Consider the following 22,194-nt stretch of genomic DNA (forward strand, 5'->3'; position numbering starts at 1 on the left):
AGGAAGCTGCGGACCGGTACACGGACTACGAGGTGGACAGGATCAGAGAGGAGAAGGTTCATGGTGACGCGTGACGGGCTTGTGTACGGCCTCCCGGAGGCGGAATATCATGCGCCGAAAGATGAGCTGTCGTCCACCGGGGCGAAGCTGATCCTGGACGCGCCGGCCCGGTTCAAGCATGTCGTGCTCGACGGCAACCAGGAACACAAGGACTCCTACGATCTAGGGTCGATCGTGCATGCGAAGGTTCTCGGCACCGGGTGGGGTGTCGAGGTGCTGGACTTCGAGAATTGGCGCACGAAAGCCTCGCAGGAAGCGAAAGCAGCAGCACGTGCGGCAGGACTGATCCCGATGCTTCGGCATGAGGTTGAGAAGCCGAACGCGATCGCTGAAGCGGTCCTCGCGAACCGCGACGCTGCTGCCCTGTTCGAGCGGGATGGGGCGTCGGAGGTGTCAGCGTTCGCGACCTGCCCGGAAACCGGGGTGAGGGTCCGTGCACGTGCTGACCGCTTCTGTGGGCCGATCGTGGACCTCAAGACCACGGCAGGATCCGCCAAGCCGGAAGACTTCGCCCGGACCGCGTTCAAGTTCGGATATGACCTGCAGGACGCGATGTACGAGGACGTGTTCAGGTGGGCTTCGGGATGGGATGACGAGTTCAAGTTCGTCGTCGTAGAGACGCGCGCACCCTACCTTGTGAGCGTCTGCACCCTCCGGTCCGACTTCATCGACATGGGGCGTGACAAAGCCCTGAAGGCCAGGCGGGTGTACGCCGAGTGCATGGCTGCCGGGATCTGGCCCGGCTACCCGTCCGGGGAGCACGTCGTGGAACCGCCCATGGCTGCGGTCTACGACTACCAAGACAACTACGAGAGCGAGGAGATTCACCTCTGATGGACATCTCGAAGATCATCCAACCGAAGTCGGACCAGCAGAACTACGACGACTACATCGCCGGTCCGAAGACCGTGACCGTGAGCGACGTTCGCGTCCTCGAAACTGATCAGCCTCTCGAACTGCATCTGACGGAGTTCCCGGGGCGTCCGTACAAGCCGAACCTGTCGATGCGGCGCGTCCTCATCGGCATCTGGGGCAACGGCGTCTCTTCCTATATCGGCCGCTCGCTGCGCCTCTATGGGGATCCCACGGTCAAGTTCGGGAAGTACGAGGTAGGCGGCATCAAGATCAGCCACCTGTCCCACATTGACGAGCCGAAGACGATCATGCTGACGGTGACTCGGGGGCGCAAGGAGCCGTTCACGGTGCAGCCGCTCACGACGAGGGATGCTGCCGCCGCATGGCTGCAGGCAGCGTCGACTATGGAGGAACTGCAGAAGGCGTGGGCCGCGGTCCAACAGGCCGGGTACGCGGCCGACCTGTCCGGGCTGAAGGACGCACGAAAGCAGGAGCTGACGTGACTACGACCCAGACAGGTATCCCGATCGTGCACTGCGGCGAATGCGGTGTGCGTCACCCGGTCAGTCGCGCCCACTGCATCTATTGCGGGAAAGCGTCGCTGTTCGGGCACGACTTCTGCGAACCGTCATGAGTTTGCCGAAGAAGACGACGGCCGCTGTCCTGGAACGGGATGGCGGCCTTTGCGTTCTCCGCCTGGACGGCTGCCTGGTTGAGGCGTCGTGTGCGGATCATCGCGCGAACCGGGGGCATGGTGGAGCACGGTCCGGGGTGTTGGATCGGTTGTCGAATCTGCTGGCGGCCTGTGGGCTTTGCAACGGCCATAAGGAGGACGCGGAAGGCGATCTGAGGGCCGATCTGGAACGGCGTGGGGTGCGGCTCCGGTCGGACTCCACGCATGCGAAGACGGCGCTCAGGGCGCTCGTCACACCCGTGATCTATCCGGATGGTGGGCGCTACTACCTGGACGACTTCGGGGGCCGCGAAGAGGTCAAGGAGCAACCGTTTTGAGAGAGGAGGAAGACGTTGGCGTGGTTCAAGGTGGACGATGGGCTGCACGCCTCTCGTAAGTTCTTGTCGATCCCGAAACGGTCTCGGTTTGCGGCGGTCGGAACGTGGACGATCGCGGGCTCTTGGTGCGCTGACCAACTCACTGACGGGCACGTACCGGAGTACATGTTGGAACTGTGGGGCGTGCCACCTTCGGTACCTTCCGCGTTGGTGGAAGCGGGGCTTTGGGAGCGCGAGTCTGGTGGCTATCTGTTCTGCAACTGGCTTGAGTATCAGCCGCGTAAGGCAGACGTAGACGCCGAGCGCGAGGCGAGTCGGGAACGCATGAGGGAGTTACGAGCCAAACGCAAACAGAAGAAACCGCAGGATGATGCGGAAGTTGGGGATATGTTCGGGCGAACGGTTGCGAACGGTTCGGATAATGTTCGTAACCCCGACCCGACCCGACCCGACCCAGTACCTATAGAGGTCTCTAAAGAGACCTCTCCGCGCAAAGCGCGAGGGTCACGGGTCGACGCTAACTGGATCCCTGAGCGTGACTTGATCCAGCAGATGCAAACCGAGTGCCCCGGCGTTGATCTTGAGGCCGAGCATCGGGTGTTCATCGACTACTGGGTGGCTCAGCCGGGGCAGAAGGGCGTGAAGGTCGATTGGGCGGCGACGTGGCGGAACTGGATGCGTCGCAAGCATGGCGAGCGCGGCAACGGGAGTGCGGTCGCGGGTTCTGCCGGGCGCGGCTCGAAGCCGTCGCCCGGGCAGAAGGCACGCAGTATCGCTGACGAACTACGAATGGAGGGGCTATGAAACCGAGCGAGGTTGCCGACCTGCTGTCGCTGTCGCTCGAGATTGACCGGTACGCGACGGCCGACAAGATGACGAAGGAGCGGGCGGTGGCGTGGGCGGCCACGATCGGGGCGAAGGCTCCGGGGATGACGTTCGACGCGGCGCAGCGTGTGGTCATCGACTACTACGCAGACGGCGGGGACTCGCTGCAGGTGGGTGACCTGATCATTGTGTGGCGGAAGAAGAACGCTGCGGATGTGCGTGCGGCTCGCAGCCGTGGCCTGATTGGTCGTGACCATAGCGAGCATCAGGCGCTGCCGCCGGCGGTGAATCGGGCGTTGGCGGAGGCTCGTGAGCGTGATCGCGCCACGGCCGCCCAGTATGCGGTCGAGGGGTCTGCGGTGTCGCCGCTGCAGCTCGACGTGGGGCGGCGACCGTGATGCGCAGTCGCGCCGATGTTCGCGAGCGGGAGGAGCTCGTGAGCGAACTATGGCGATTGCGGTGCTCGGATCCTGTGATCGCGGATCGGGCTGGGTGCACGGATCGGACGGTTCGTCGGATCCGGCGACGCTTGGGTTTGGGGGCGTGGGAGGTGTGGCAGCAGCAGCAGCAGTTGCGGCGAGTGTTGTGAGTCAAATGGCCGTATGGCTGGAAAGAGGTAACAGGTGACGGTGGTTCGCGTGTACACGAAAGAGCGTTGCGTGCAGTGCGACATGACGAAGCGGCTGATGAGTCAGCTCGGTGTCGAGTTCGTGGAGGAAGACGCGATGGATGAGGGCAACCTGCTCGCGTTCAAGGAGCTTGGGTTCCTGGCGGCTCCGGTGGTGGCTGTGGGGGAGTCGCGGGATGACATGTGGTCGGGTTTCCGGCCGGATCGTATCAAGGAGATCGCGCAGCGACTCAACAAGGAGGAAAAGTGAGCAAGGCAGTATTCAGCATTGAGGGTTTCGCGGCGGAACCGAAGCCGCGCACGTCGCAGAACGGGAAGCGCATGCTCGACATCTCGGTAGCGCACACGGAACGGCGCAGGAACAAGCAGTCTGGCGAGTGGGAGAACGTCACTGACCGGGACGGGAACGAGGTGACTTTGTGGGCTCGGGCGACGTTCTTCGATGAGCAGGCCGACCTTCTCGCCCGGGAGGTGTCGAAGGGCACGCTGGTCCGCATCGAGGGGATGCCGCGCCTGAACGTGTACACCGACAACGCGGGCGCGGCGAAGGCGAGCATCGATGTGCAGTTCGCTTCGATCAGCATCATCCCCAGAGCTTCCCAGGGCGGTTCTGGCGGCGGATACCAGGCGCCCCCGGCTCAGCAGTCGCAGCAGTCGTGGGGAGCGCCCCAGAACGTCGCACAGAACTCCGGGTTCGGGGATTCGTTCGCTGATACAAGTCCGTTTTGAGCATCCTTGACTGGTTGCAGCGTGCAGAACCACTGATCTGGGCACTCCACCAAGCGCCCGAGGATGCGACTGACACGCAACTCGCGGACATCGTTCGCAAACACTGGCCCCGCTAGCAGGCGGGGCTTTCTAGTATCCCGAGGGGCCGGCCATCCGCTGGCCCCTCACGACGTTCAGGGGCAAACATGAAGCCAATACTGCTCGACCTGTTCTGCTGCCAAGGCGGCGCGGGAATGGGGTATAGCCGCGCAGGCTGGGACGTGGTCGGCGTGGACATAGACCCCCAACCAAAGTACCCATTCCCGTTCCTGCGGATGGACGCGATCGAGGCGCTCCAACGGTTGCTCGCAGGGGAGAAACTCTGGTTTCAGATGCGAGGGCTGAGCCCGCACTTCGGTGACTCTCGATCCGTGCGACTTCCCGCCATTCGGGCTGTCCACACAAGCCCGCCATGCCAAATGCACACGCTCGCTCAAAAGATCCAAGGCAATGAGCACCCTGACCTGATCGAACCGACGCGAGATGCGCTAAACGAGACGGGGAAGCTGTACGTGATCGAGAATGTGCCCGGTGCGCCACTTCATGACCCGGTTGAGCTTTGCGGTGTGATGTTCGGTCTTGAAACGTACCGGCATCGTTTGTTCGAGACGAACTGGGAACTCACTGCTCCCGAGCACCCGCAGCATGTTGCGCGCACGACGAAGATGGGTAGGCCTCCGCAGCCGGGGGAGTTCATGCATGTCGTCGGCAATTTCTCCGGGGTAGAACGCGGACGCGAGGTGATGGGAATGCCGTGGGCGAACCGCGACGGGCTGCGTGAGGCGATCCCGCCGGCGTACACGGAGCAGATCGGTCGACAGCTGATTACTCAGCTTGAGCGGGTGGCGGCATGACGGTTGAAATCTTCCGGTGCCCGGTCCCGCGGTGTGCGCAGATCGACATGACCCGGGAGCTTGCTGCGGTTCATGCGGCGGAACACGCTGACCCAGCATGGGTTGCTCAGGATGCGGAGTGGCGTCGTATCGCGCAGGAGAACTATCGGGTGTGGAAACAGAAACGAGGAGAAACATGATGACTGATGACGAGAAGCGCGAACTGATCGCGGCTGCCCTCATGAACTCCGACAGCTTGAACCATGAGCGCCTGTGCGGGTGCAACGCCTGGCCGTGCGTGACTTACGGTACGACGCGACCGTGGAGCCACGATGCCGAGTTCGTCGCAATGGAGGTTTTGCGTCTCGCTGATGCTCTCGAAGGGACGCTTGACGAGAGCGAATGGGAGTACTGCATCGTAAACGGGCTCGGAGTAGGAATATACATGGCGTACTCGCTTGAGGAAGCCCTACAGGGGATCGCTAGAGACCAGTCCTCCCTGGGAAGTAAGCCGAAGCGGTCTCTTATGCGCCGTCGCAAAGCTGGCCCGTGGGAGCCGCTGCCGGTAGGAGGTGAGACCGAGTGAGAGGTATGTGCAATGCGAAGCACCCGAATGGGCTGAACGTCTGCGTTCTGCGCGTGTTTCACAAGGGCGATCACAAGGCATTCACGCTAGGCGGCACTCTCGTCTGGCCGAGGACCGAATGGAGAAGGCTGTGACCACGATTACCGAGTACCTGGCCGAGCAGAAGCGCCTCGCGGAGGACGCGCAGGCCGACAGCACCAGCCTCAAGATGAACACGGACACGGGGCGGTGGATGATCTCGTCGTCCAAGCGCACGATCTTCGCAATGGATCAGCTCGTGGACACGGTGCCGCGGATGATCGCCGCGCTCGAAGCGGTAGTCAGGATGCACTTCCCGTACCGAGGGCCAGGTGACCGTGACACCTGCGGCTCAGAAATCTGCTCGAACCTAAGTTGGGGTCCTGAACCTTGGCCGTGCCCGACGGTCCGCGCCGTTGAGGCAGCGCTGGGAGGTGGGGGCGATGAGTGAGCGTAGCTTCGAGGAGATAGTGACCCGTCGTACCGAGCAGGCGACACGGTATCGGCGTGAGGCGAAGCGGTGGCGAGATGCGGCCCTTACCGCGCGCTGCGGACTCGATGTCAAGGCAGGCACCTACGCCTTCGACCGCGGCATGGCGTCGATCATGTCGAAAGCGCTTGAGGAGAACGCCGCCAAGTTCGACGAGCAGGCAGACGAGACGATGGCGATTCTCCAACGGGAACTCGCCGGGGAAGTAGAGGAGGACTAGACCATGACCCCCGAGAAAACCCGAGCCCTGATCGCGGAGGACCTGCGCAACAGCGCCGACATGATCCGAGACCGCGGAAACAGCGTAGCGACGATCTACGCGGCAACCATCGAGCGACTGATGCGAGATGCCGCTGACGCTCTGGAGGCGCTCACAGTACCGGACGGAGACGTGCGGGAGCGGATGGTGCAACTGATTGATAAGAAGCTTGACGGTGATTGTGGCTATGGCGTAGGCGAGTACTTGTCCGACGCGATCCTGCCCGCGTTCCCGGTGCTCGGGCGCGACATCGCGGGCGAGATCGACGCTGAGCGTGAGGCCGAGTGGGTGAAGGTTTCAGATCGCGGGCAGGCGTACCGAGACGGTCTCCGCCGTGCCGCTGAGATTGTGAGGAACGGACGATGAACGAAACAGACTATGACGCGCTGGTCAACCTGGGCACGTGCATCAAGGGGCAGGCTGACCGCCTCGGGATCGAGCATGAGGGTGTCCCGCTTGAGGGCGTGGTGGTGCGCATCGCGGAGGCCGCGCTCTCTCGTGCTGCTGCACCCGAGCCGGAGTGGGAGTACGGGACCGCGCATGCGGACGATCCGGAGGCCGTGGACATGGGCTACACGCTCGAAGGCGCGCAGAGTCGAGTCGCCCAGTGGAACGCCGCCGACCCGGAACGCAAGGGCATCGTCGTGCGAGCCCCGAGGCGCGTCTGGGAGCCGCTGTCAACAGGAGGCAACGATGAGCGATGAGCGCTTGGTGTCCGCCAGAGTCGATGAAACGACCGCAGGCCCACTCGTTCGAGAGTGCCCTGTGTGTGGCGCTCAGGTCAATGCATCATGCACGGTGCTCGAGCCCGCCCCGCTCGGTGATGCGAGGGGCCTCGCGTGGGTTCGGTCTCAGGTTCTTGAGTTTCATCAGGGGCGAGTCGGGCCGCTGCCGGTAGGGGATGACGATGCTGCGCTGTAACCGATGCGGGGCCATATGGCTCACCAGTCACTTGACCCTGCATCAGAAGAAGAAATTGACGAAGCGGCACGACCAGGAGTGTCCTGCGCTGCCGGTAGGGGGTGAGAGCGATGGCGAGTGAGTGCGCAAACCAGCTCGGAGGGAGTTGCTGCGTTCGCCCATCGGGTCACGGTGGAGCCTGTCGAGCGGATTCGGGTCATTGGTGGGCTCAGTACGACTCAGGACGGTCCGACAAGGAGCCGTTCGCCCCACTTCCTGACGATCCATACGCTGACCAAGACATGAGAGAGGTTTGGAAATGACGACCACACCTGAAACCCCGGAGCCGGACGAGCTGCGCGAGATCTACACGGCGGCGCGCGAGGGGGCCAGCTCTGCCGACAAGGCGAAGGCAGGGTTGATCGGAGTGTACGAGGCCGGTCGTGCTGTCGGTCTGCTCGCGGGTGCCCCGACCGAGGCACAGATCGAACAGGCAGCGCGGGCGATCTGGGCAACTCGGTACCCGGAAAGCCGCCCCGATATTGCGGAGGCCACCTGGGCCGAAATGACTGCACCCGATGATTGGATGCCAGAAGCGCTGGACATCATGGTCGAGGCGCGCGCCGCCCTAGTTGCTGCTGGTGTCGCCCCGCAGGCTTCATTGGAAGACCACACTGAGGATCTTTCCCACTCTCACAGTGTGGGTCTCAGTGATCCTCGCTGTGCGGCAGTGAGCGCCCCGCAGGAGCCGAGCGAAGCCGAGAATGCTGCTGTGGCTCGCTCGATTCGGCTGTGGACTCGACAGGTGCGCTCGGAGTTGGAAGCGACTCGGGAAGCGAACATCAGTCTCGGAGAGCTGTACCTCTCGGGCATGGATTCAGCCTTGCGACAGGCTGAGGAGCACGCTGCAAGGATCGAGAACGATCTCTACGGCGATGAGCCCACCCCGAGTCCCGTCCGGTGCCCCGCTTGCGATGTGGACCCTGCGGCCCCGCATAACGGCAAGGGGGACTGCCCGCCGAAGCCTGCCCCGTCCCCCGACCGCGAGAAGCTGGCCGATGCGATTCGCTACCTGCGCCCGATCGCGGAGTCAGCAACCGTAGGTGGGTACGGGGAGATGCTCCAGAGAGTGCTCATGGCAAGTGACGCCGCTCTCGCTGCCCCGGTCGAGGTGGACGCTGATCGGATCGCCGAGATCATTCGTCGTGTGGACGGGGACCACTCGATGGGCGCCGGCGAGCTCGGTGAGCACATCGCCAACGAACTGCGAGGTGGTGGGCGGTGAGTGAGTACACGCCGAGCGTAGAGGAAGCGCGGAACGCCTGGATCGAGTACCAGACCGAGGTACCCAGCGATGGTGCGTATATTCCGATGTCCGTTGAGGATGCGGTAGCGCAGTGGGATCGCATGATCGCAGAGGTGGAGCGCGCAGTCGTCGAGCGGGAGCGTGCAGCGATCGGGTCAGCGATCGGTGCGTACACGGAGAGCGGTGTGGGGGCGTTCGAACAGGCCGTGGGGTGCATCGACCGCGAACGACGAGAGGAGAATGAAGAACATGGCTAAGTACAGGGTCTACATGCAGCAGGTGGTCAGCACTAGCGTCGAAGTAGAGGCAGAAGACGGCGAGCATGCCGTCGAGGAAGCATTCAGCAAGGGGCTCCCCGGGCTCGTGTTTCTGGACCACACGTTCCCGTCCGAGGGTGGGTGGATGACGGCGAGCGAGCTCTTCCCGGCGAACAACCGACCTGAGGATGATTGGGAGTTGATCGAAGAATGAGTGCTCGGTTGAGCGGTCTCAGCGCGAGGTTTGACGACGGGCTCTGGACCGTCGTAGACCGGGCGAAAGGTCGATGGTGGACCTCCACGAGCAAGGACCTCGACGCCCACATCACCAACGAGAAACTCCGCCCCATCAAGGCGAACTCTCCGCTGGGCGTCAAGATTCGCTTCGCAATCGCCGCGGCGGAGGCAGACGATGAGTGAGTACACGCCGACGACAGATCAGGTTCTCACGTTCATCCGCGGTTTCGCCGTGATGGCTGGGGCTACCGCCGACGAGGCTCAGGAAGCGGCGTCCGACTGGCACGCCGCAGAGATCCGGCGGGCGAAGGCCGAGGCGCTGCGGGAGGTTCGCTCGACCATCGGCGCATACACGGAGCATGGCGTCTGGGCGTTCGATCAGGCAGTCGCTTGCATTGAGCGCCACCGCGCCGCCGAGATGGAAGGAGGGAACCGTGAGTGATCTGTTAGACCTTGCGGGTGCTATAGAGCGGGCGCTCAACGGAGAGGAGACCGATGGAGAGCACTAGTAGGGCCGTTGACCGGCTCACGCAACACCACACAGTGTTCGTTGGGGGGACGGTCGCCGAATGCGGGCCGCTCCTCGAGGAACTCCGCCTGGCAAGGTACCCGAACCTCGGCCGAACGAAGGGCGGTGGCGGGTCGGGGGATCTGCTCGACATGAAGGCCGTGTCCATGTACGAGACGATCGATGCGGGCGTGAGGGCGTGGCTGGATCACTTCCGGCAACCCGCACCCGCGGATCTGATCGAAGCGACGGTACGGCTGCATGACGTGCTCCACGCCGAAGCCGCCGGCGGACGCCTGGACGACCCCGACACGATGTTCGGCATGTTCACGACATGGGTTCAACGCATCGAGGATCTATTCGACCCGCCCCGTGAGTTCGAACTGACTGCGGCGTGCCCCGAGTGCGAGACGGAGCACGTTGCGGACGAGGACGGTGGCATGCGGTGGGCGGTGCGCGTCCCCGTCAAGAAGGGCCGCGCGCTCGTGGCGGAGTGCCGAGCATGCGGGGAGTTGTGGGCGGGGGAGGATCGGCTGCTCGAGCTCGCTGACGGGATGGGCGAGGAGGTCGACCATGTTGCGTTGAGGCTGCTTGCGCTGGAAGCTTCCAACGCAAGCGCGGACGTGATACCATAGGGGTGCGCGATACAAGTGCGCCTACTTCAAGCCCTGGAATGCTCCGGGGCTTTCGTGTTTCTGGGGCGGGCAGCCGACGAGCTACCCGCCCCGCGCTCCCTTCCCTGGAGAGTCTGCGGCATGACGATGCGCGGCAGGCACCCACACGCTTACGTTCAACGCGCCGATAACGAGAGATGTCGCCGAAGACCTCCCCTCAACGCGCACTTGAAGATCATTCTTGGTTCCCACCATCGAGACCAACACAACGCCACGAGCGCTAACCGCGGTGCGAGTGTGGAACCAGACACCATCCAGGAGGATTCATTGTCGAACCAGCCTGGACAGATCGATGACGCCCGCGTGATGGAGCTCGCCGCCGCCGGATGGTCGAACGCTGCGATCGCACGCGAACTCGGATGCCACGAAGCATCCGTACGCCGAGCACGGAAACGGCTCCGGCTCGCGTCCGCTCCTGCATTGAACGCGGGCACGCATGCGGTCGGGGAGTCGGAAACGCACCGCCCAGACGGGAGCGCGGACTACACGGTCCCCTCAACCGTCGCGTGGGGGTACGACGACTTCTGCAAGTTCATCCGCTCCAAAGGGCAAGACCCCGAGCAGGTGACGTTCTCCTGGGGCGTCACCTCGACACCCGGCGGCGGGTACTTCAACAAGCTGAACAACGTGCGTCCGAAGGCCCCACAGGCGTCCAGCATCGACACAGACGCGATCCTGGACCGCCTCCGCACCTGGACCCCCACACCAATGGAGTCCGTCGCGGGTGAGCCTGTAGGGCTCGTGGTGGCGCTCGCCGACCTACAACTCGGGAAGGGCGAGGGCGACGGCACACCGGGCACCCTGCGACGCCTCGAACAGTCCCTCGAACGCGTCGTGGAGCAAATCCGCTCACTCCAAACCCGGGGCGTGCGGATCCGCTCCATCCTCCTCGCGAACATGGGCGACCACACCGAGGGCACGCACGGCTCCTACGCCAGCCAGCCCTACAGTGTGGACCTGAACCTGCGTGACCAGTTGCAGACCGCCCTCGAGGTGAACCTGCAATGGGTGAAGACCCTCGCGCCCTTCACCGACAATTTCGAGTACGCGGCGACGATCTGCAACCACGGCACCCTGTCCCGCGCCGGCGGTCGGGAGAACATCACCGACGACGCCGACAACGCCACCGGACTCATCACCGACCTAATTGCGAAGATCTGCAAACTGCATCCCGACCTGCAGCACGTGAAAGTTAACTCACCACGCGGCGAGATGATAACCACCACCACCATCGAGGGCGTGACCCTGGCGATGGCGCACGGGCAGAAGATCACCGGCAGCGAAGCGAACTGGTTGGCGGCACAGTCCCAGAACCTCGCACACCGACGCAAGTTCGTCCCCGACATGTGGTTGACCGCGCACAAGCATCACGCGCAGGTCACCGACTTCGGACCGTACACGCGCATCCAAGCAACGACCGTGGAGCCCGGGTCGAAGTACTTCGAGGATCTGACCGGCCAGTACTCGCGCACCGGCGTCACCATGTTCACGGTGGGCCAGGATCTGCCAGGCAAGTGGGACAACTACTACATCGCGTAAACGATCACAGGTGTGCCGGATGTGTACCGGTTTCGGTACCTTTCTGACGATGGAGGTTCTCGTGGCGAAGCGGATCACCAGCAACAGAGTGCGGAAGCATCACCCTGATCTGGACGAACTGCCTTCAGGATCGGTTGTGCTCGACCGGTTTGGGCATGCATGGCAGGTAGGAAGCATCTACTGGTACCGCGCCTACGGCGACGACAGCATGGTCTCCTCGTGGGACCTCTCGTTCAGCGGTCCCTTCCGCGTGCTCCATAAGGGGGAATGATGGACACCCTCATTCGGATGCTCGACCGTGAAACACCACCCGCTGAAGGGGACTGGCTGCTAGGCGATAGAGACGACGTGGGGGCCGATTGTGACTGACCCGTACGTGTGCGAGTACTGCAGTGCACGGTGGCCGTCGATCAAGGCCGCGCTCCTGTGCTGCATGGACGACGACCGCGGGCACGTGCGCGGCTACGACTGATACCCGTACTGCTGGAGCTGGGCCGGTGTCATGTCGGAGACGTGGTGCTCCACGATCACACCACACACGGTGCACTCGTACTTCACGAGCGCCTCACGGGCTGCTGCGTGCGTCACCCCAGCATGCTCCACGATCAGCTCGGCAGCGGGCAGGTACTCGAGCACACGCACCGGGTGGTCACCAGTAGGGCACTTGATCGGGCGAACGGTCATGCGGGCAGCGTAGACGACACCAACGACACCGAAGCTAGGACCGGGGCTTCCGCCCTGCTCCAGCGCCCTTCCCGGGGCGTGCAGCGTTCCATGCGTCGACTGTGTCGGGCAGCCATCCGCGTACGTCGCCAATGAAGGCGTCGGGCTCGGGGAGGGCGTACTTGGCTGCGGTCGCGGGCTGCACGTTGATGCGTGCAGCGAGCTCTTTCAGGGACAGGTACTTAATCACTCCTTGGTGTCCTTCCTGATGATGGTGACGGCGACGAGGATGCCCGCGGCGATCGCGAGGACGCCCGCCCATGTTGATCCTGTGGCGAAGGCGATCGTGCCGGCGGCGAATGCCGTGATGACTGATGCGTACTTGAGTATCTGGTTCATGGTGTTGTGAATGATAATGGTGGTCCGGGCCGGAGATACTTGGTCTATCTCCGGCCCGCCTGGTTACTTCTTCTTCCGCTTGCCGCTGCTCCTCCACAGTGCGAGTGATGTGATGAGGGCTGCGGTTGCTCCGATGAGCTTCACCAGGTTGTCCACTATTTCGTTCATTTCACCTCCTCTCTTTCGTTGTACCTTAATCATACCATGTGAGTTGGGGCGATTGCAAGGAGGTATCCGAAGACGCATGCCCCATTGCACAATCGACACCCGCGTCAACGACGCGCAGCCGCCCTGCTGCAACGACACCAACCGGTGCCAGCGGGGCAATGACTAGATCGAACGAAAGTACACAGGTAGCATTCAGCCATGACCTACCAGCCGCCACAGCAACAGTACGTCTACCAGCAGGTAGTGAAGCCGCCGTCGAACGGCATGGCAGTAACCGCCCTCATTCTCGGAATCGTGGCCATCGTCATCGGCATTTGGTCGCCCATCCCGTTTGTCGGGATCGGAGCGGCGTTCTTCGCGTTCCTCCCCGCCGTCCTCGCCGTAATCTTCGGCCACGTGGGTGCAGGCACCGCGAAGAAGGTGCGGGTCGGCAAAGGCATGGCAACCACGGGGCTCGTGCTCGGATACCTCACGCTTGGCCTCATCGTCGCCGTCACGATCTTCTGGATCATTGCCGGGGCAGTCGGCAGCTCTTCAAGCTCAACAATGTAGAAGTTCCAGCATGGCCCCCTTCGCCACACAGGCGGCGGGGGCTTTTTGCATTCCCGGGGTGGGGGTTGAGCATGGGGCGTCCGCAAACATCAAACCCCCGCAGGCAGAACGGCCACCGCAGGGACCAGACCCGCGCACGTGTATACGCACGAGATGCGGTGTGCTGGCTCTGCCACGCACCCGTAGACAAGACCCTTCCCCCACGCCTCCCGCAATCGCCAGAGATCCACGAGATCATCCCCGTATCCCGTGGAGGATCACCATACGAACTGAGCAACACGACACTCACGCACAGAGCCTGCAACCAGTGGATCGGCAACCGAACACCTGACGAGCTGGCCCGAGACCAACGGAGCGGACCGATCGTCGTCACGACGACACTCATCGGATGGTGAGCGTGCCCCAACCCCCCTCCCCGGCCACGTGGAGCCCTCCCCAGGTGCATAGGGCTAATCTCTCCCCGCGTTTTCCACCAAGGAGGTTCGACATGCCGAACCCGAAGTTGCGGGCTGTTGGGCCTGACGAGCGGCGCGCTGTGGAGTCGGTTTCAGATGCTGTGGATTATGGCTCACGCCTGGATGAGCTTGTGCAGATGCGCAGGGTGGTTGCGCGGGCGATCGATACTACGGCTTCTGCTCGTGACTTGGCGGCGCTGACGAAGCGGCTGACGGAGATCTCAAAGGAGATCGACGTGTTGCGGCGTGAGGACGAGGAGGTTTCGTCTGATGGCGAAGTTAGCACCTCCTTCGATGCCAAAGTTATCTGAGGCTGCAAGGCATCTTGTCTACCCAGAACTTTCGGGGTCATTGTTCCCTCGGGTTAATCAGAAGCTCATTGATGTTGGTGTGGGTTTCGATCCTTGGCAGACGGGTTTCGGCACGGTTGCACTTGGCCTGAATGACGATGGGAAGTTCGCGGCCTCCATCGGCGGGGTATGTGCTTCGATCCCGCGCCAGGTGGGTAAGACGTTCACTATCGGTCACCTGATCATTGGGCTGTGTCTGCTGATCCCGAACTTGCGGGTTATCTGGACCTCGCATCACTTGGTGACGACTGGGAACACGTTCCAGTCGATGCAGGGCATGGTGAAGAAGCCGAAGGTTCTCCGCCATGTCGAAGACATCCGCCTTGCGAACGGTGAGCAGCGGATCACGTTCAAGAACGGGTCCGTTGTCATGTTCGGTGCTCGGTCTCATGGCTTCGGTCTCGGTATGGATGCGATCGATGTTGTCGTGTTCGACGAGGCTCAGCGGCTGACGGCTCGAGGCGCGGAGGATCTGGTGCCCACGACGAACCAGGCACGCAACGAGTACGGTGCACTGCTGTTCTTCATTGGCACTCCGCCACGTCCGGCTGATGATGGTGACGCGTTCAAGTCGAAGCGCAGGCAGGCACTTTCGGGTGGCTCGGAGAACATGGTGTATGTCGAGTTCTCGGCTGATGCTGATGCGGCGTTGGATGATCGGTCGCAGTGGCCGAAGATGAATCCGTCCTACCCGTTCCGCACACCGCTTGAGTCGATGCTTCGTATGCGGGAGAACATGGCTGATGATGCTGCATGGCGGCGCGAAGCTATGGGGATATGGGACTCCGATAATCCTGGCACTCGCCTTATCTCGAGCGAGCTTTGGGTGGCGCAAGGTCGCACTGCTCGTCAAGTCGAGATCATCCGTGAGAGCGAAGAAGTCCGCACTTTCGGCGTGACGTTCTCTCTCGATGGCAAGCGTGTCGCTGTCGCCGGCGGGCTTAAGCATGCTGACGGCGCTCACGCTGAGGTGGTCGACGGCTTCTCGGGTCACATGGAGGCGGGCGTGGATGCGCTTGCTGCGTGGCTTGCTGAGGAGTCGCGCCGGGAGAAGACAGCGCTCTATGCGGTCTCGGGCCGGTCTCATGCTGAGGTTCTTTCGCGGAAGCTCATCGAGTTGGGGGTCCCGCGGAAGGCGGTCCACATCCTTAGTTCGCCGGAGTATTTCACGGCCTGCTCGATGTACGAGACGGGTTTGCGCGACGGGTCGGTAACGCACTCGGAGGACGAGGCTGCTGACCAGACAATTTTGAACCGTTCGGTTTCTGTCTGCGACAAGAAATTGCGCGGCACGGCCGGTTCATGGAGTTGGGAAGTCACAGTCCCGGGTGGCGACGAAACACCGCTGGAGGCGGCGTCGGTTGCAGTTTGGGCTGCGTTGACGACGAAGCGTCGTCCGGGGCGGAAGAGTAGGGCGGTGGTGTTGGGATGATGGTTTCTTCGATGCCATTCGTGTCTGGTCTTCCTGATGAGTATCGGGATGAGCTCGCGACGTTGTTCGACCAGGTGCAGCAGAAGCAACGCCGGAATCTGATCCGGCGAAGGTACTACGACTACAAGGCGGGTCTGAAGGATCTCGGGATCGCGATCCCGCCGCAGTTGCGGAACATCGAGACTGTAATCGGTTGGTCAGCGAAGGGCGTCGAAGGGCTTGTGAAGCGGGCCGTCTTGGACGGGTTCACGACACCGGCCGGTGTAGATGCTGAGGCGATCGGAGTTACGGCGGTTTGGGAGGACAACCGGCTTGGTGTTGAGTCGCGGATGGCTCATACCGATGCCGCAGTAGCTTCCTGCGTCTTTGGGTTCGTGCAGGCCGGTGATGCCGATGCTGGCGAGCCAGAAGCGGTGATCTCGTTGAAGTCTGCCGAGTGGGCGACCGGCAAGTGGGATGCGCGTCGCCGGGGGCTCTCGTCGGCGTTGTCAGTCATCGACGTGGACGCTACCGGCCAGGTCACGCGGTTCAACCTGTATCGACCCGGCGAAGTCATTGCGTTTCGCCAGGTGGGCGCTGGCTGGGACATTCGGCGCATGCGTCATGATCTCGGCATGCCGGTCGAGGTGCTACCGCATAAGCCGTCCCTCTCGCGGCCGTTCGGTAAGTCTCGGATCTCGCGTGCGGTCATGGCGCTGACCGATTCGGGCGTGCGCACGCTGCTGCGTTCTGAGGTGTCGGCGGAGTTCTTCTCCGCCCCGCAGCGTTACGCGCTCGGCGTCGATGAGGATACGTTCGTGGGGCCGGATGGGAAGCCGATTCCTGCTTGGCAGGCGATCATCGGGCGCATTCTTGCGATGGGCCGCGACGAGAATGGCGACATCCCGTCAGTAGGGCAGTTCTCGCAGCAGTCGTTCGAACCGCACTTCGCGCAGATCCGTCAGCTTGCTTCCCTGGTGTCTTCGGAGTTCAATATGACGCCGCGTTCGTTTGGCATCGTGCAAGACAATCCTGAGTCCGCTGATGCGATCATCGAGGCGAAGGAAGACCTCGTGCTGGATGCTAAAGAGTTCACCGACACAGTGGCTCCGGCGTGGAAGCGGCTCATGATCGGGGCTCTGCGGATTCAGGATGATTCGCCGGCCGCCCGTGAGGTGTACAGGCAGATTCGCCCGCACTTCCGAAACCCGGCATTGCCGTCTGTTGTGTCGGCTTCGGACGCGGTTACGAAGCAGGTGTCCTCGTTCCCGTGGCTCGCGGAAACCGATGAGGCGCTCGAGATGCTCGGCTACGACCGGCAGCAGATCGACTCGATGCAGTCTGCGCGGCGGCGGGCGACCGCGCGGCAACTGCTCACGCAAGGAACCTTGGCTGACCCGCAGGAGGTCTGATGACGACAAGGCGGGATCTCAACGAGCTTGCAGCGTTGGGATCCCGCACCGTCGAACTTGCTCGGGCGGAGCTTGAAGCCTTCTTCTATGGTCTGGATCTGACGCGCCCTGAGCTCGCACGTGACGCGTTGATCGAGTTCATGCCGATGCTGGCACAGGAGTACGGCGATGCGGCTGCTACGGCTGCGGCTGAGTGGTACGAGGCTCAAAGGCGCGGGCAGATCGCTGGGAGCTATTCGGCTGTCCTTGGCGAGGGCGCATCTGCGGAGCAAGTGGCAGGGACTACCCGGTGGGCGGCTGGCCAGCTTTTCGACGGCGACCCATCCCAGACGCTCCTTCTCCTCGGAGAAGCGCTGCAGCGCTTTGTGCTGCAAGGCGCGCGCGACACGGTCGCCGCGAACGCTTCACGTGATCCTGCTCGGCCCAGATTCGCGCGGGTACCGATGGGACGCAAGACATGCGCGTGGTGCTCCATGCTCGCGTCACGCGGGTTCGTGTACTGGTCGGAGGAGACCGCCGGGATTGCGCGTGGACACTTCCATGATGGCTGTGACTGCCAGGTGGTGTCGTCGTTCGCCAAGGGAAGGATCCGGATAGACGGGTACGACCCGGAGGCATTGTATGAGCGTTACAGCGCTGCACGCGTCGAAGTCGTTTCAGAAGGAATAGTTCCGTCCGATGAGGCAATCGCTAAGCGGATGCGGGACATGTTTCCTGACGAGTTCACGGACGGGGCCGAAGTTCCGTCGCTACTGCGTGAGCCTGATGCGGGATGGCCGTCATCGTTCGGTCCTGTGTCTCCGGGGCGGTGGAGGCATATTCTTGGCCGGCATGGTGCGGGCGGTGCGGCAGTCGATACCTTCCCGGACGGCCTGTCGCCGTACGAGATCGCAAAGATCATTCGTGCTGTCGTCTCGAATCCTGATTTCACTAGGCCACACCCTTCGATGAGTGGCTACATTCTCAACTACTTCAAGCGAGAAGATGGCCGCCTGTACGTTGTTGGCACAAAGGTTGCCGGCGACGGGAAAGTCATGGTGAGGACGGCGTTCCCACCGGGAGAAGGGACGGGTATCCTGTGAGCATGGAACTCAAGGAAGCAACTATCAGGATGCGGGATGCAATCGCGCCGCGTCTTGATGATTACTCCCTCGAGCTTCTCGATATCGAGATCGAGGAAGGCGATTGGGAGACCGCCCACGGCATGGCGGTACAAGCCGCGAAGTTCCACCATATTGACGTGCCGGACGAGATTCTCGAAGCCGCTTAGGCGAGAGTCTTCTGGCCTGTACCCCGTACCACTCGGTGCGGGGTTTTTTCATGCCCGCCGCAAGGCGGGTTCTCTATTTCAACTGACTTTCCGCCCCGCACGGGGCTGGTGGTCGATTCCGCACGGAAGGAACAACTGATGAGTGAAGTTACTGAGCCGGTCGAGGAGCCGACTGTGGTGCCGCAGGGCGAGCAGGAGGACAAGACCGACTGGAAGGCAGAAGCACGAAAGTGGGAAGGCCGAGCGAAGGAGAACTTCAGCGCAGTCGAGGAACTGCAGAAGCTGAAGGACGCCGAAAAGACCGAGCTACAGCGGGCGACGGAGGCGGCCGAGGCTGCGCAGCGCGAGCTCGCGGAGTCGAAGCAGGAAGCTGCACGTCTTCGGATTGCTGCGAAGCACGGGATCGGTGAAGACCATCTCGACCTGCTTACCGGCGTGGACGAAGCCGAACTCGAAGCGAAGGCGGGGAAGCTCGCCAAGCTCATCAAGGTCCCGACCACCGAGGAACCCCAGCGCAAGGGCGCATGGGCTCCGTTCGATCCCGACGAAGGCAAGAGCCCGAACCTCGCGCTCAACGGCGACGGGATCGAGAACGCACTGAAGAACGTACTCGGCATCGGTTGATGCCACCTACAGATTGGAGTTGGTGATGGCTCAGACCGCACCTACTACTACCAGCGAGTTCGCTGGTTTCCTCAAGCCCGACGAGGCGCAGGCTTACTTCGATGAGGCGCGCAATCAGTCCGTCGTGCAGCAGCTCGTCCGTCAGGTGCCGCTCGGCATCAACGGGCAGGAGATCCCGGTCACGACCTCGAAGCCCACTGCCGGCTGGGTCGCTGAGGGTGGGCAGAAGCCCACCACCGCCGGCGGAAAGACCCTCAAGACGATCAAGCCGCAGAAGATCGCAGCGATTTCCGTGGTGTCCGCTGAGGTCGTCCGCGCAAACCCCGCGAACTACATTCAGGATCTCCGCGCGGACATCGCTGAGGCATTCGCCATTGCATTCGACGCGGCCGCTCTCCATGGCTCGTCTAGCCCCTTCGGTGCCGGGAACAACATCGCGGCGACGACCAAGGCTGTTGAGCTCGGAACTGCAGCGACCGCCGCGGGGAGCATCTTCGCTGACGTGAATGCGGGTCTCGCGCTTCTCGTGAATGACAAGAAGCGTTTCACTGGCAGCGCGTGGGATTCGATCGCGGAGCCGGTTTTCAACGGTGCTGTCGACGCGAACGGCCGCCCGCTGTTCATCGACAGTCCTACTGTTGAGAACGCGGCAACCGTCCGACAGGGCCGCCTTCTCGGTCGGCCTTCGTTTATCGGTGACGGGGTCGCCGCGGGAACGATCGTCGGCTTTGCTGGCGATTGGACGAAGGCCGTGTGGGGTGTCGTTGGCGGCATCTCGTACGACGTCTCGACGCAGGCGACTGTGACCCTGAATGGGGAGCTCGTGTCGCTGTGGGAGCACAACCTTGTGGCTGTTCGCGCGGAGGCGGAGTACGGCTGGCTCGTGCACGATACGGCCGCGTTCGTGAAGTACACCGAGGGGGCTTGATGGTAACGGTCGTTTCCCCCTCGGGGACAGTAGCGACCGTGGAGCAGCCTCTCGCTGACGTGCTCGTCCGGACGGGCTGGACGGTTCCGGGGAAGCCGGAGCCGGAGCAGGCCCTGGTGAAGCGGAAGCCGGGCCGCCCGAGGAAGTCGGAGTGAATGGGGGTGCGTCATCATGGCGTATGCGACGGTCGATGATCTAGAGGCGCGGTGGCGCACCCTCACCGACACGGAGAAGACTCGTGCCGGGGTGCTGTTGGGGGATGCTCAGGTTCGTTTGGATGCTGAGTGTCCCCCTTCGGTGCCGCCGACGAGTGCGGAGCTCGAGGCACGGAAAATCGTGTCCTGCGAGATGGTCAAGCGGGCCATGATCGCGAGCGGCTCCGGCGACGGCGGGGACGTATCTGGCGTCTCTGCGTTGATGAATGTTGCTGGACCGTTCACGCAACAGAGGTCGTTCCGGAACCCTATGGGCGAGCTCTACGTCACCAAGGCAGATAGGAAGCTGCTTGGATGTGGCGGGCAGCGTGCATTCACGATCGATACTGCACCGCCTGGATCGGGGGTGCAGTCGTGGATGGGGTCGACCCTGTAACTCGTCTTCGGCGGGTTCTGACCGGGCGGGACCGATACAACCAGCCGATCTACGACACGATCGAGGAAGACCTGCCGAAGGCGCTCTACGCGCCCAGGCACGTCGTTCCCGCGGTCGAGGTCGGGCGTCAGCCAACGATCGTGGAGCCCACCCTGTACTGGCCTAACCTCTGGCCTGATGTGAACTCTGGCGACCGTCTGCGTGTTCGGGGCCGCGAGTTCGAGATCAACGCTGACGCTGCAGATTGGCGTGGTCACGGTGTGGGCGGGCTCGTCGTCGTGTTGAAGGACTCTCATGAGGGGGTGGCCTGATGACGAAGCGCGTGAAATTCGTGTTGAACCGGAAGAACTTCCGAGAGCAGATCCTTAAGGGGTACGGCGCGGAAGTGATCTCTGACGGTCTGGGTGATGAAGCGGAGATCGACGTTACCCCTTCGGGTGAGCGCGCTCGTGGCCGAATCTACGGGCGCATGTCCGATGAGGCCCAGAACGGGACTCTCTCGCGGAAGCTCGGGGGCCTCTGATGCAGGGGTTTGTCACGAATACACCGGACATCGATGCCGAAATCCTGAGGGTACTACTTTCTGTGGAGCAGACGGAGTTAGTGAAGCCCGAACTTGCGAAGCCGTACCGGGTGCTCGTATCTCGCGCAGACCTTCAGCAGCGGATCACACCATTGTCGCGATACTGCCGGGTGGGCGTGCAGGCGTGGTCCGTGCGCAAGGACGGCACCGCGAATCTCGGTGACGCGTTCGACCTGTGCGCAGCAGCCGGAGCCGCCCTCGAGAGCGCGCCCAGCAACTCCCAGATCATTCTCTCGGCTGAGATCCAGTCCGGCCCGTCTCGTGTCGCTGATGAGGTGACGCGCATCGAGTACCAGTACATGACTGTGCTGCTCGAGGTTGCCACGTAACCGATGTTCATATCTTGCCCCGCCTGGTGCGGGGCTTTTCTATTTAGGAGGGGCTTATGGCTAAGCCTGCATACATGACAACGGGCGTGGACGCTGACCTCGCTCGACTGATCAAGGATGGTGCGATCTTCATCCGCGAATCTGGGACCACCGACGTGCCGACCGGTACTGACTGGACCCCTGTGGGTGAGGCTTCGCAGGTCGGCTACTACTCGGACGACGGGTTCACTCTCGCGCCGAACACCGGCGATACGACCGAACTGACCGGTCACAACGGGGACGTGCTGATCGCCGAGTCCGACCCCGGCTATTGGACGGTAGCCTTTGCCGGCCTCGAAGGGAACAAGGCCACGACAGAGGCCTACTTCGACACCACCGTGGCAGCTGACGGATCGATCACCGTCACCACAGCGGCGGCGTCCAAGCGGTACGACATCGTGACGGTTGGTCTCGACCAGAAGGAGCGCCTGATCCTCGTCCATTACCCGAGCGTTCAGATCAGCGAGCGCGAGGGCATCACGTTCAACCGCACCACGCTTCTGGCGATGGCGGCGACGTTCCGAACGTTCAAGGGCGGGGCCGCTGCGCCCTACCACTTCAAGGCGTGGGGTCTCGTGGCTGAGGAGCCGTCCTCGCCGGATACCCCTTAGTAACTCCCGTGGGCAGGTACTCGCAACCGCCTGCCCACGGGTTCCCCGAACGGTT

The 22,194-nt window shown here is 62.7% G+C and carries 35 protein-coding genes; 33 read left to right on the forward strand and 2 right to left on the reverse strand.

Features of this window, described 5'->3' with window-relative positions:
* Positions 1-60 precede the first annotated feature (60 nt).
* The 21 genes from MUN78_RS16400 (at position 61) to MUN78_RS16500 (ending at position 12,025) form a co-directional block, all read left to right on the forward strand.
* Entirely contained in the window at positions 61-894 is an 834-nt protein-coding gene (locus tag MUN78_RS16400) for a PD-(D/E)XK nuclease-like domain-containing protein (protein ID WP_244727854.1), read from the forward strand.
* Positions 894-1,418: a hypothetical protein gene (locus MUN78_RS16405; protein WP_244727856.1), complete on the forward strand. Its 525-nt coding sequence runs from the start codon at positions 894-896 to the stop codon at positions 1,416-1,418. Before MUN78_RS16400 ends, MUN78_RS16405 begins: the two co-directional genes overlap by 1 nt.
* Positions 1,419-1,551: 133 nt before the next feature.
* The gene (locus MUN78_RS16410) at positions 1,552-1,926 is read left to right on the forward strand and encodes an HNH endonuclease (RefSeq protein WP_244727858.1); all 375 of its coding nucleotides are present in this window, start codon (positions 1,552-1,554) and stop codon (positions 1,924-1,926) included.
* 15 nt (positions 1,927-1,941) lie between these two features.
* Complete coding sequence (locus tag MUN78_RS16415; protein WP_244727860.1) at positions 1,942-2,730, forward strand: hypothetical protein; 789 nt, start codon at positions 1,942-1,944, stop codon at positions 2,728-2,730.
* Positions 2,727-3,149 carry a hypothetical protein gene (locus tag MUN78_RS16420; RefSeq protein ID WP_244727862.1) on the forward strand — a complete coding sequence of 141 codons (423 nt, stop codon included), beginning with the start codon at positions 2,727-2,729 and terminating at the stop codon, positions 3,147-3,149. The genes MUN78_RS16415 and MUN78_RS16420 overlap by 4 nt, the downstream gene beginning before the upstream one ends.
* 240 nt (positions 3,150-3,389) lie before the next feature.
* Positions 3,390-3,629, forward strand: coding sequence for a glutaredoxin domain-containing protein (locus MUN78_RS16425; protein WP_346730642.1), 240 nt, complete (start codon positions 3,390-3,392; stop codon positions 3,627-3,629).
* Complete coding sequence (locus MUN78_RS16430; protein ID WP_244727865.1) at positions 3,626-4,108, forward strand: single-stranded DNA-binding protein; 483 nt, start codon at positions 3,626-3,628, stop codon at positions 4,106-4,108. Before MUN78_RS16425 ends, MUN78_RS16430 begins: the two co-directional genes overlap by 4 nt.
* 185 nt (positions 4,109-4,293) lie before the next feature.
* Positions 4,294-5,001, forward strand: coding sequence for a DNA cytosine methyltransferase (locus MUN78_RS16435; RefSeq protein WP_244727867.1), 708 nt, complete (start codon positions 4,294-4,296; stop codon positions 4,999-5,001).
* Positions 5,002-5,179: 178 nt separating this feature from the next.
* On the forward strand, positions 5,180-5,566 hold the full coding sequence (locus tag MUN78_RS16440) for a hypothetical protein (protein WP_244727869.1): 387 nt from the start codon (positions 5,180-5,182) through the stop codon (positions 5,564-5,566).
* A gap of 130 nt (positions 5,567-5,696) precedes the next feature.
* Positions 5,697-6,035: a hypothetical protein gene (locus tag MUN78_RS16445; RefSeq protein WP_244727871.1), complete on the forward strand. Its 339-nt coding sequence runs from the start codon at positions 5,697-5,699 to the stop codon at positions 6,033-6,035.
* The gene (locus MUN78_RS16450) at positions 6,028-6,294 is read left to right on the forward strand and encodes a hypothetical protein (protein ID WP_244727872.1); all 267 of its coding nucleotides are present in this window, start codon (positions 6,028-6,030) and stop codon (positions 6,292-6,294) included. The genes MUN78_RS16445 and MUN78_RS16450 overlap by 8 nt, the downstream gene beginning before the upstream one ends.
* Positions 6,295-6,297: 3 nt before the next feature.
* Positions 6,298-6,699, forward strand: a complete 402-nt coding sequence (locus MUN78_RS16455) for a hypothetical protein (RefSeq protein ID WP_244727874.1) — start codon at positions 6,298-6,300, stop codon at positions 6,697-6,699.
* Complete coding sequence (locus MUN78_RS16460; protein ID WP_244727876.1) at positions 6,696-7,037, forward strand: hypothetical protein; 342 nt, start codon at positions 6,696-6,698, stop codon at positions 7,035-7,037. Before MUN78_RS16455 ends, MUN78_RS16460 begins: the two co-directional genes overlap by 4 nt.
* Before the next feature lie 515 nt (positions 7,038-7,552).
* Positions 7,553-8,518, forward strand: coding sequence for a hypothetical protein (locus MUN78_RS16465; RefSeq protein WP_244727878.1), 966 nt, complete (start codon positions 7,553-7,555; stop codon positions 8,516-8,518).
* Entirely contained in the window at positions 8,515-8,796 is a 282-nt protein-coding gene (locus MUN78_RS16470; protein WP_244727879.1) for a hypothetical protein, read from the forward strand. The genes MUN78_RS16465 and MUN78_RS16470 overlap by 4 nt, the downstream gene beginning before the upstream one ends.
* Entirely contained in the window at positions 8,789-9,010 is a 222-nt protein-coding gene (locus tag MUN78_RS16475) for a hypothetical protein (RefSeq protein ID WP_244727881.1), read from the forward strand. The genes MUN78_RS16470 and MUN78_RS16475 overlap by 8 nt, the downstream gene beginning before the upstream one ends.
* 8 nt (positions 9,011-9,018) lie before the next feature.
* A complete protein-coding gene (locus MUN78_RS16480; RefSeq protein ID WP_244727882.1) occupies positions 9,019-9,216 on the forward strand; it encodes a hypothetical protein in 198 nt (65 codons plus the stop codon).
* The gene (locus tag MUN78_RS16485; RefSeq protein ID WP_244727884.1) at positions 9,209-9,475 is read left to right on the forward strand and encodes a hypothetical protein; all 267 of its coding nucleotides are present in this window, start codon (positions 9,209-9,211) and stop codon (positions 9,473-9,475) included. The genes MUN78_RS16480 and MUN78_RS16485 overlap by 8 nt, the downstream gene beginning before the upstream one ends.
* Positions 9,476-9,528: 53 nt before the next feature.
* Positions 9,529-10,176: a DUF7340 domain-containing protein gene (locus MUN78_RS16490; RefSeq protein ID WP_244727886.1), complete on the forward strand. Its 648-nt coding sequence runs from the start codon at positions 9,529-9,531 to the stop codon at positions 10,174-10,176.
* Between the two features lie 306 nt (positions 10,177-10,482).
* Entirely contained in the window at positions 10,483-11,754 is a 1,272-nt protein-coding gene (locus MUN78_RS16495; RefSeq protein WP_244727888.1) for a helix-turn-helix domain-containing protein, read from the forward strand.
* A gap of 61 nt (positions 11,755-11,815) precedes the next feature.
* A complete protein-coding gene (locus MUN78_RS16500) occupies positions 11,816-12,025 on the forward strand; it encodes a hypothetical protein (protein WP_244727890.1) in 210 nt (69 codons plus the stop codon).
* A 191-nt stretch (positions 12,026-12,216) separates the two neighbouring features.
* Here MUN78_RS16500 and MUN78_RS16505 read toward each other — a convergent pair whose 3' ends face one another.
* Together MUN78_RS16505 and MUN78_RS16510 are read right to left on the reverse strand one after the other, a co-directional pair.
* Positions 12,217-12,438, reverse strand: coding sequence for a hypothetical protein (locus MUN78_RS16505; protein WP_244727892.1), 222 nt, complete (start codon positions 12,436-12,438; stop codon positions 12,217-12,219).
* 225 nt (positions 12,439-12,663) lie between these two features.
* Positions 12,664-12,816 carry a hypothetical protein gene (locus MUN78_RS16510; protein ID WP_244727894.1) on the reverse strand — a complete coding sequence of 51 codons (153 nt, stop codon included), beginning with the start codon at positions 12,814-12,816 and terminating at the stop codon, positions 12,664-12,666.
* 366 nt (positions 12,817-13,182) lie between these two features.
* Between MUN78_RS16510 and MUN78_RS16515 the strand changes: the two genes are divergently transcribed.
* From MUN78_RS16515 to MUN78_RS16570, 12 genes are all read left to right on the forward strand, one after another.
* On the forward strand, positions 13,183-13,536 hold the full coding sequence (locus MUN78_RS16515; RefSeq protein ID WP_244727896.1) for a hypothetical protein: 354 nt from the start codon (positions 13,183-13,185) through the stop codon (positions 13,534-13,536).
* Positions 13,537-14,023: 487 nt separating this feature from the next.
* A complete protein-coding gene (locus tag MUN78_RS16520) occupies positions 14,024-14,302 on the forward strand; it encodes a hypothetical protein (RefSeq protein ID WP_244727898.1) in 279 nt (92 codons plus the stop codon).
* The gene (locus tag MUN78_RS16525; protein WP_244727900.1) at positions 14,262-15,773 is read left to right on the forward strand and encodes a DEAD/DEAH box helicase family protein; all 1,512 of its coding nucleotides are present in this window, start codon (positions 14,262-14,264) and stop codon (positions 15,771-15,773) included. Before MUN78_RS16520 ends, MUN78_RS16525 begins: the two co-directional genes overlap by 41 nt.
* A gap of 20 nt (positions 15,774-15,793) precedes the next feature.
* Positions 15,794-17,164 carry a phage portal protein gene (locus MUN78_RS16530; protein ID WP_244727901.1) on the forward strand — a complete coding sequence of 457 codons (1,371 nt, stop codon included), beginning with the start codon at positions 15,794-15,796 and terminating at the stop codon, positions 17,162-17,164.
* Positions 17,164-18,246: a VG15 protein gene (locus MUN78_RS16535; protein ID WP_244727903.1), complete on the forward strand. Its 1,083-nt coding sequence runs from the start codon at positions 17,164-17,166 to the stop codon at positions 18,244-18,246. The genes MUN78_RS16530 and MUN78_RS16535 overlap by 1 nt, the downstream gene beginning before the upstream one ends.
* A 2-nt stretch (positions 18,247-18,248) precedes the next feature.
* The gene (locus MUN78_RS16540) at positions 18,249-18,434 is read left to right on the forward strand and encodes a hypothetical protein (protein ID WP_244727905.1); all 186 of its coding nucleotides are present in this window, start codon (positions 18,249-18,251) and stop codon (positions 18,432-18,434) included.
* Positions 18,435-18,572: 138 nt separating this feature from the next.
* Positions 18,573-19,058 (forward strand): hypothetical protein, encoded by a 486-nt coding sequence (locus MUN78_RS16545; RefSeq protein ID WP_244727907.1) that lies wholly within the window; start codon positions 18,573-18,575, stop codon positions 19,056-19,058.
* Between the two features lie 25 nt (positions 19,059-19,083).
* Positions 19,084-19,986: a phage major capsid protein gene (locus MUN78_RS16550; RefSeq protein ID WP_244727908.1), complete on the forward strand. Its 903-nt coding sequence runs from the start codon at positions 19,084-19,086 to the stop codon at positions 19,984-19,986.
* Positions 19,987-20,555: 569 nt separating this feature from the next.
* Positions 20,556-20,888 (forward strand): hypothetical protein, encoded by a 333-nt coding sequence (locus MUN78_RS16555; protein WP_244727910.1) that lies wholly within the window; start codon positions 20,556-20,558, stop codon positions 20,886-20,888.
* The gene (locus MUN78_RS16560) at positions 20,888-21,100 is read left to right on the forward strand and encodes a hypothetical protein (RefSeq protein WP_244727912.1); all 213 of its coding nucleotides are present in this window, start codon (positions 20,888-20,890) and stop codon (positions 21,098-21,100) included. Before MUN78_RS16555 ends, MUN78_RS16560 begins: the two co-directional genes overlap by 1 nt.
* Positions 21,100-21,489 carry a hypothetical protein gene (locus MUN78_RS16565; protein ID WP_244727913.1) on the forward strand — a complete coding sequence of 130 codons (390 nt, stop codon included), beginning with the start codon at positions 21,100-21,102 and terminating at the stop codon, positions 21,487-21,489. Before MUN78_RS16560 ends, MUN78_RS16565 begins: the two co-directional genes overlap by 1 nt.
* A gap of 56 nt (positions 21,490-21,545) precedes the next feature.
* The gene (locus MUN78_RS16570) at positions 21,546-22,139 is read left to right on the forward strand and encodes a hypothetical protein (RefSeq protein ID WP_244727915.1); all 594 of its coding nucleotides are present in this window, start codon (positions 21,546-21,548) and stop codon (positions 22,137-22,139) included.
* The last annotated feature ends 55 nt before the right edge of the window (positions 22,140-22,194 follow it).

This window comes from Leucobacter allii (assembly GCF_022919155.1).
Classification (GTDB): domain Bacteria; phylum Actinomycetota; class Actinomycetes; order Actinomycetales; family Microbacteriaceae; genus Leucobacter; species Leucobacter allii.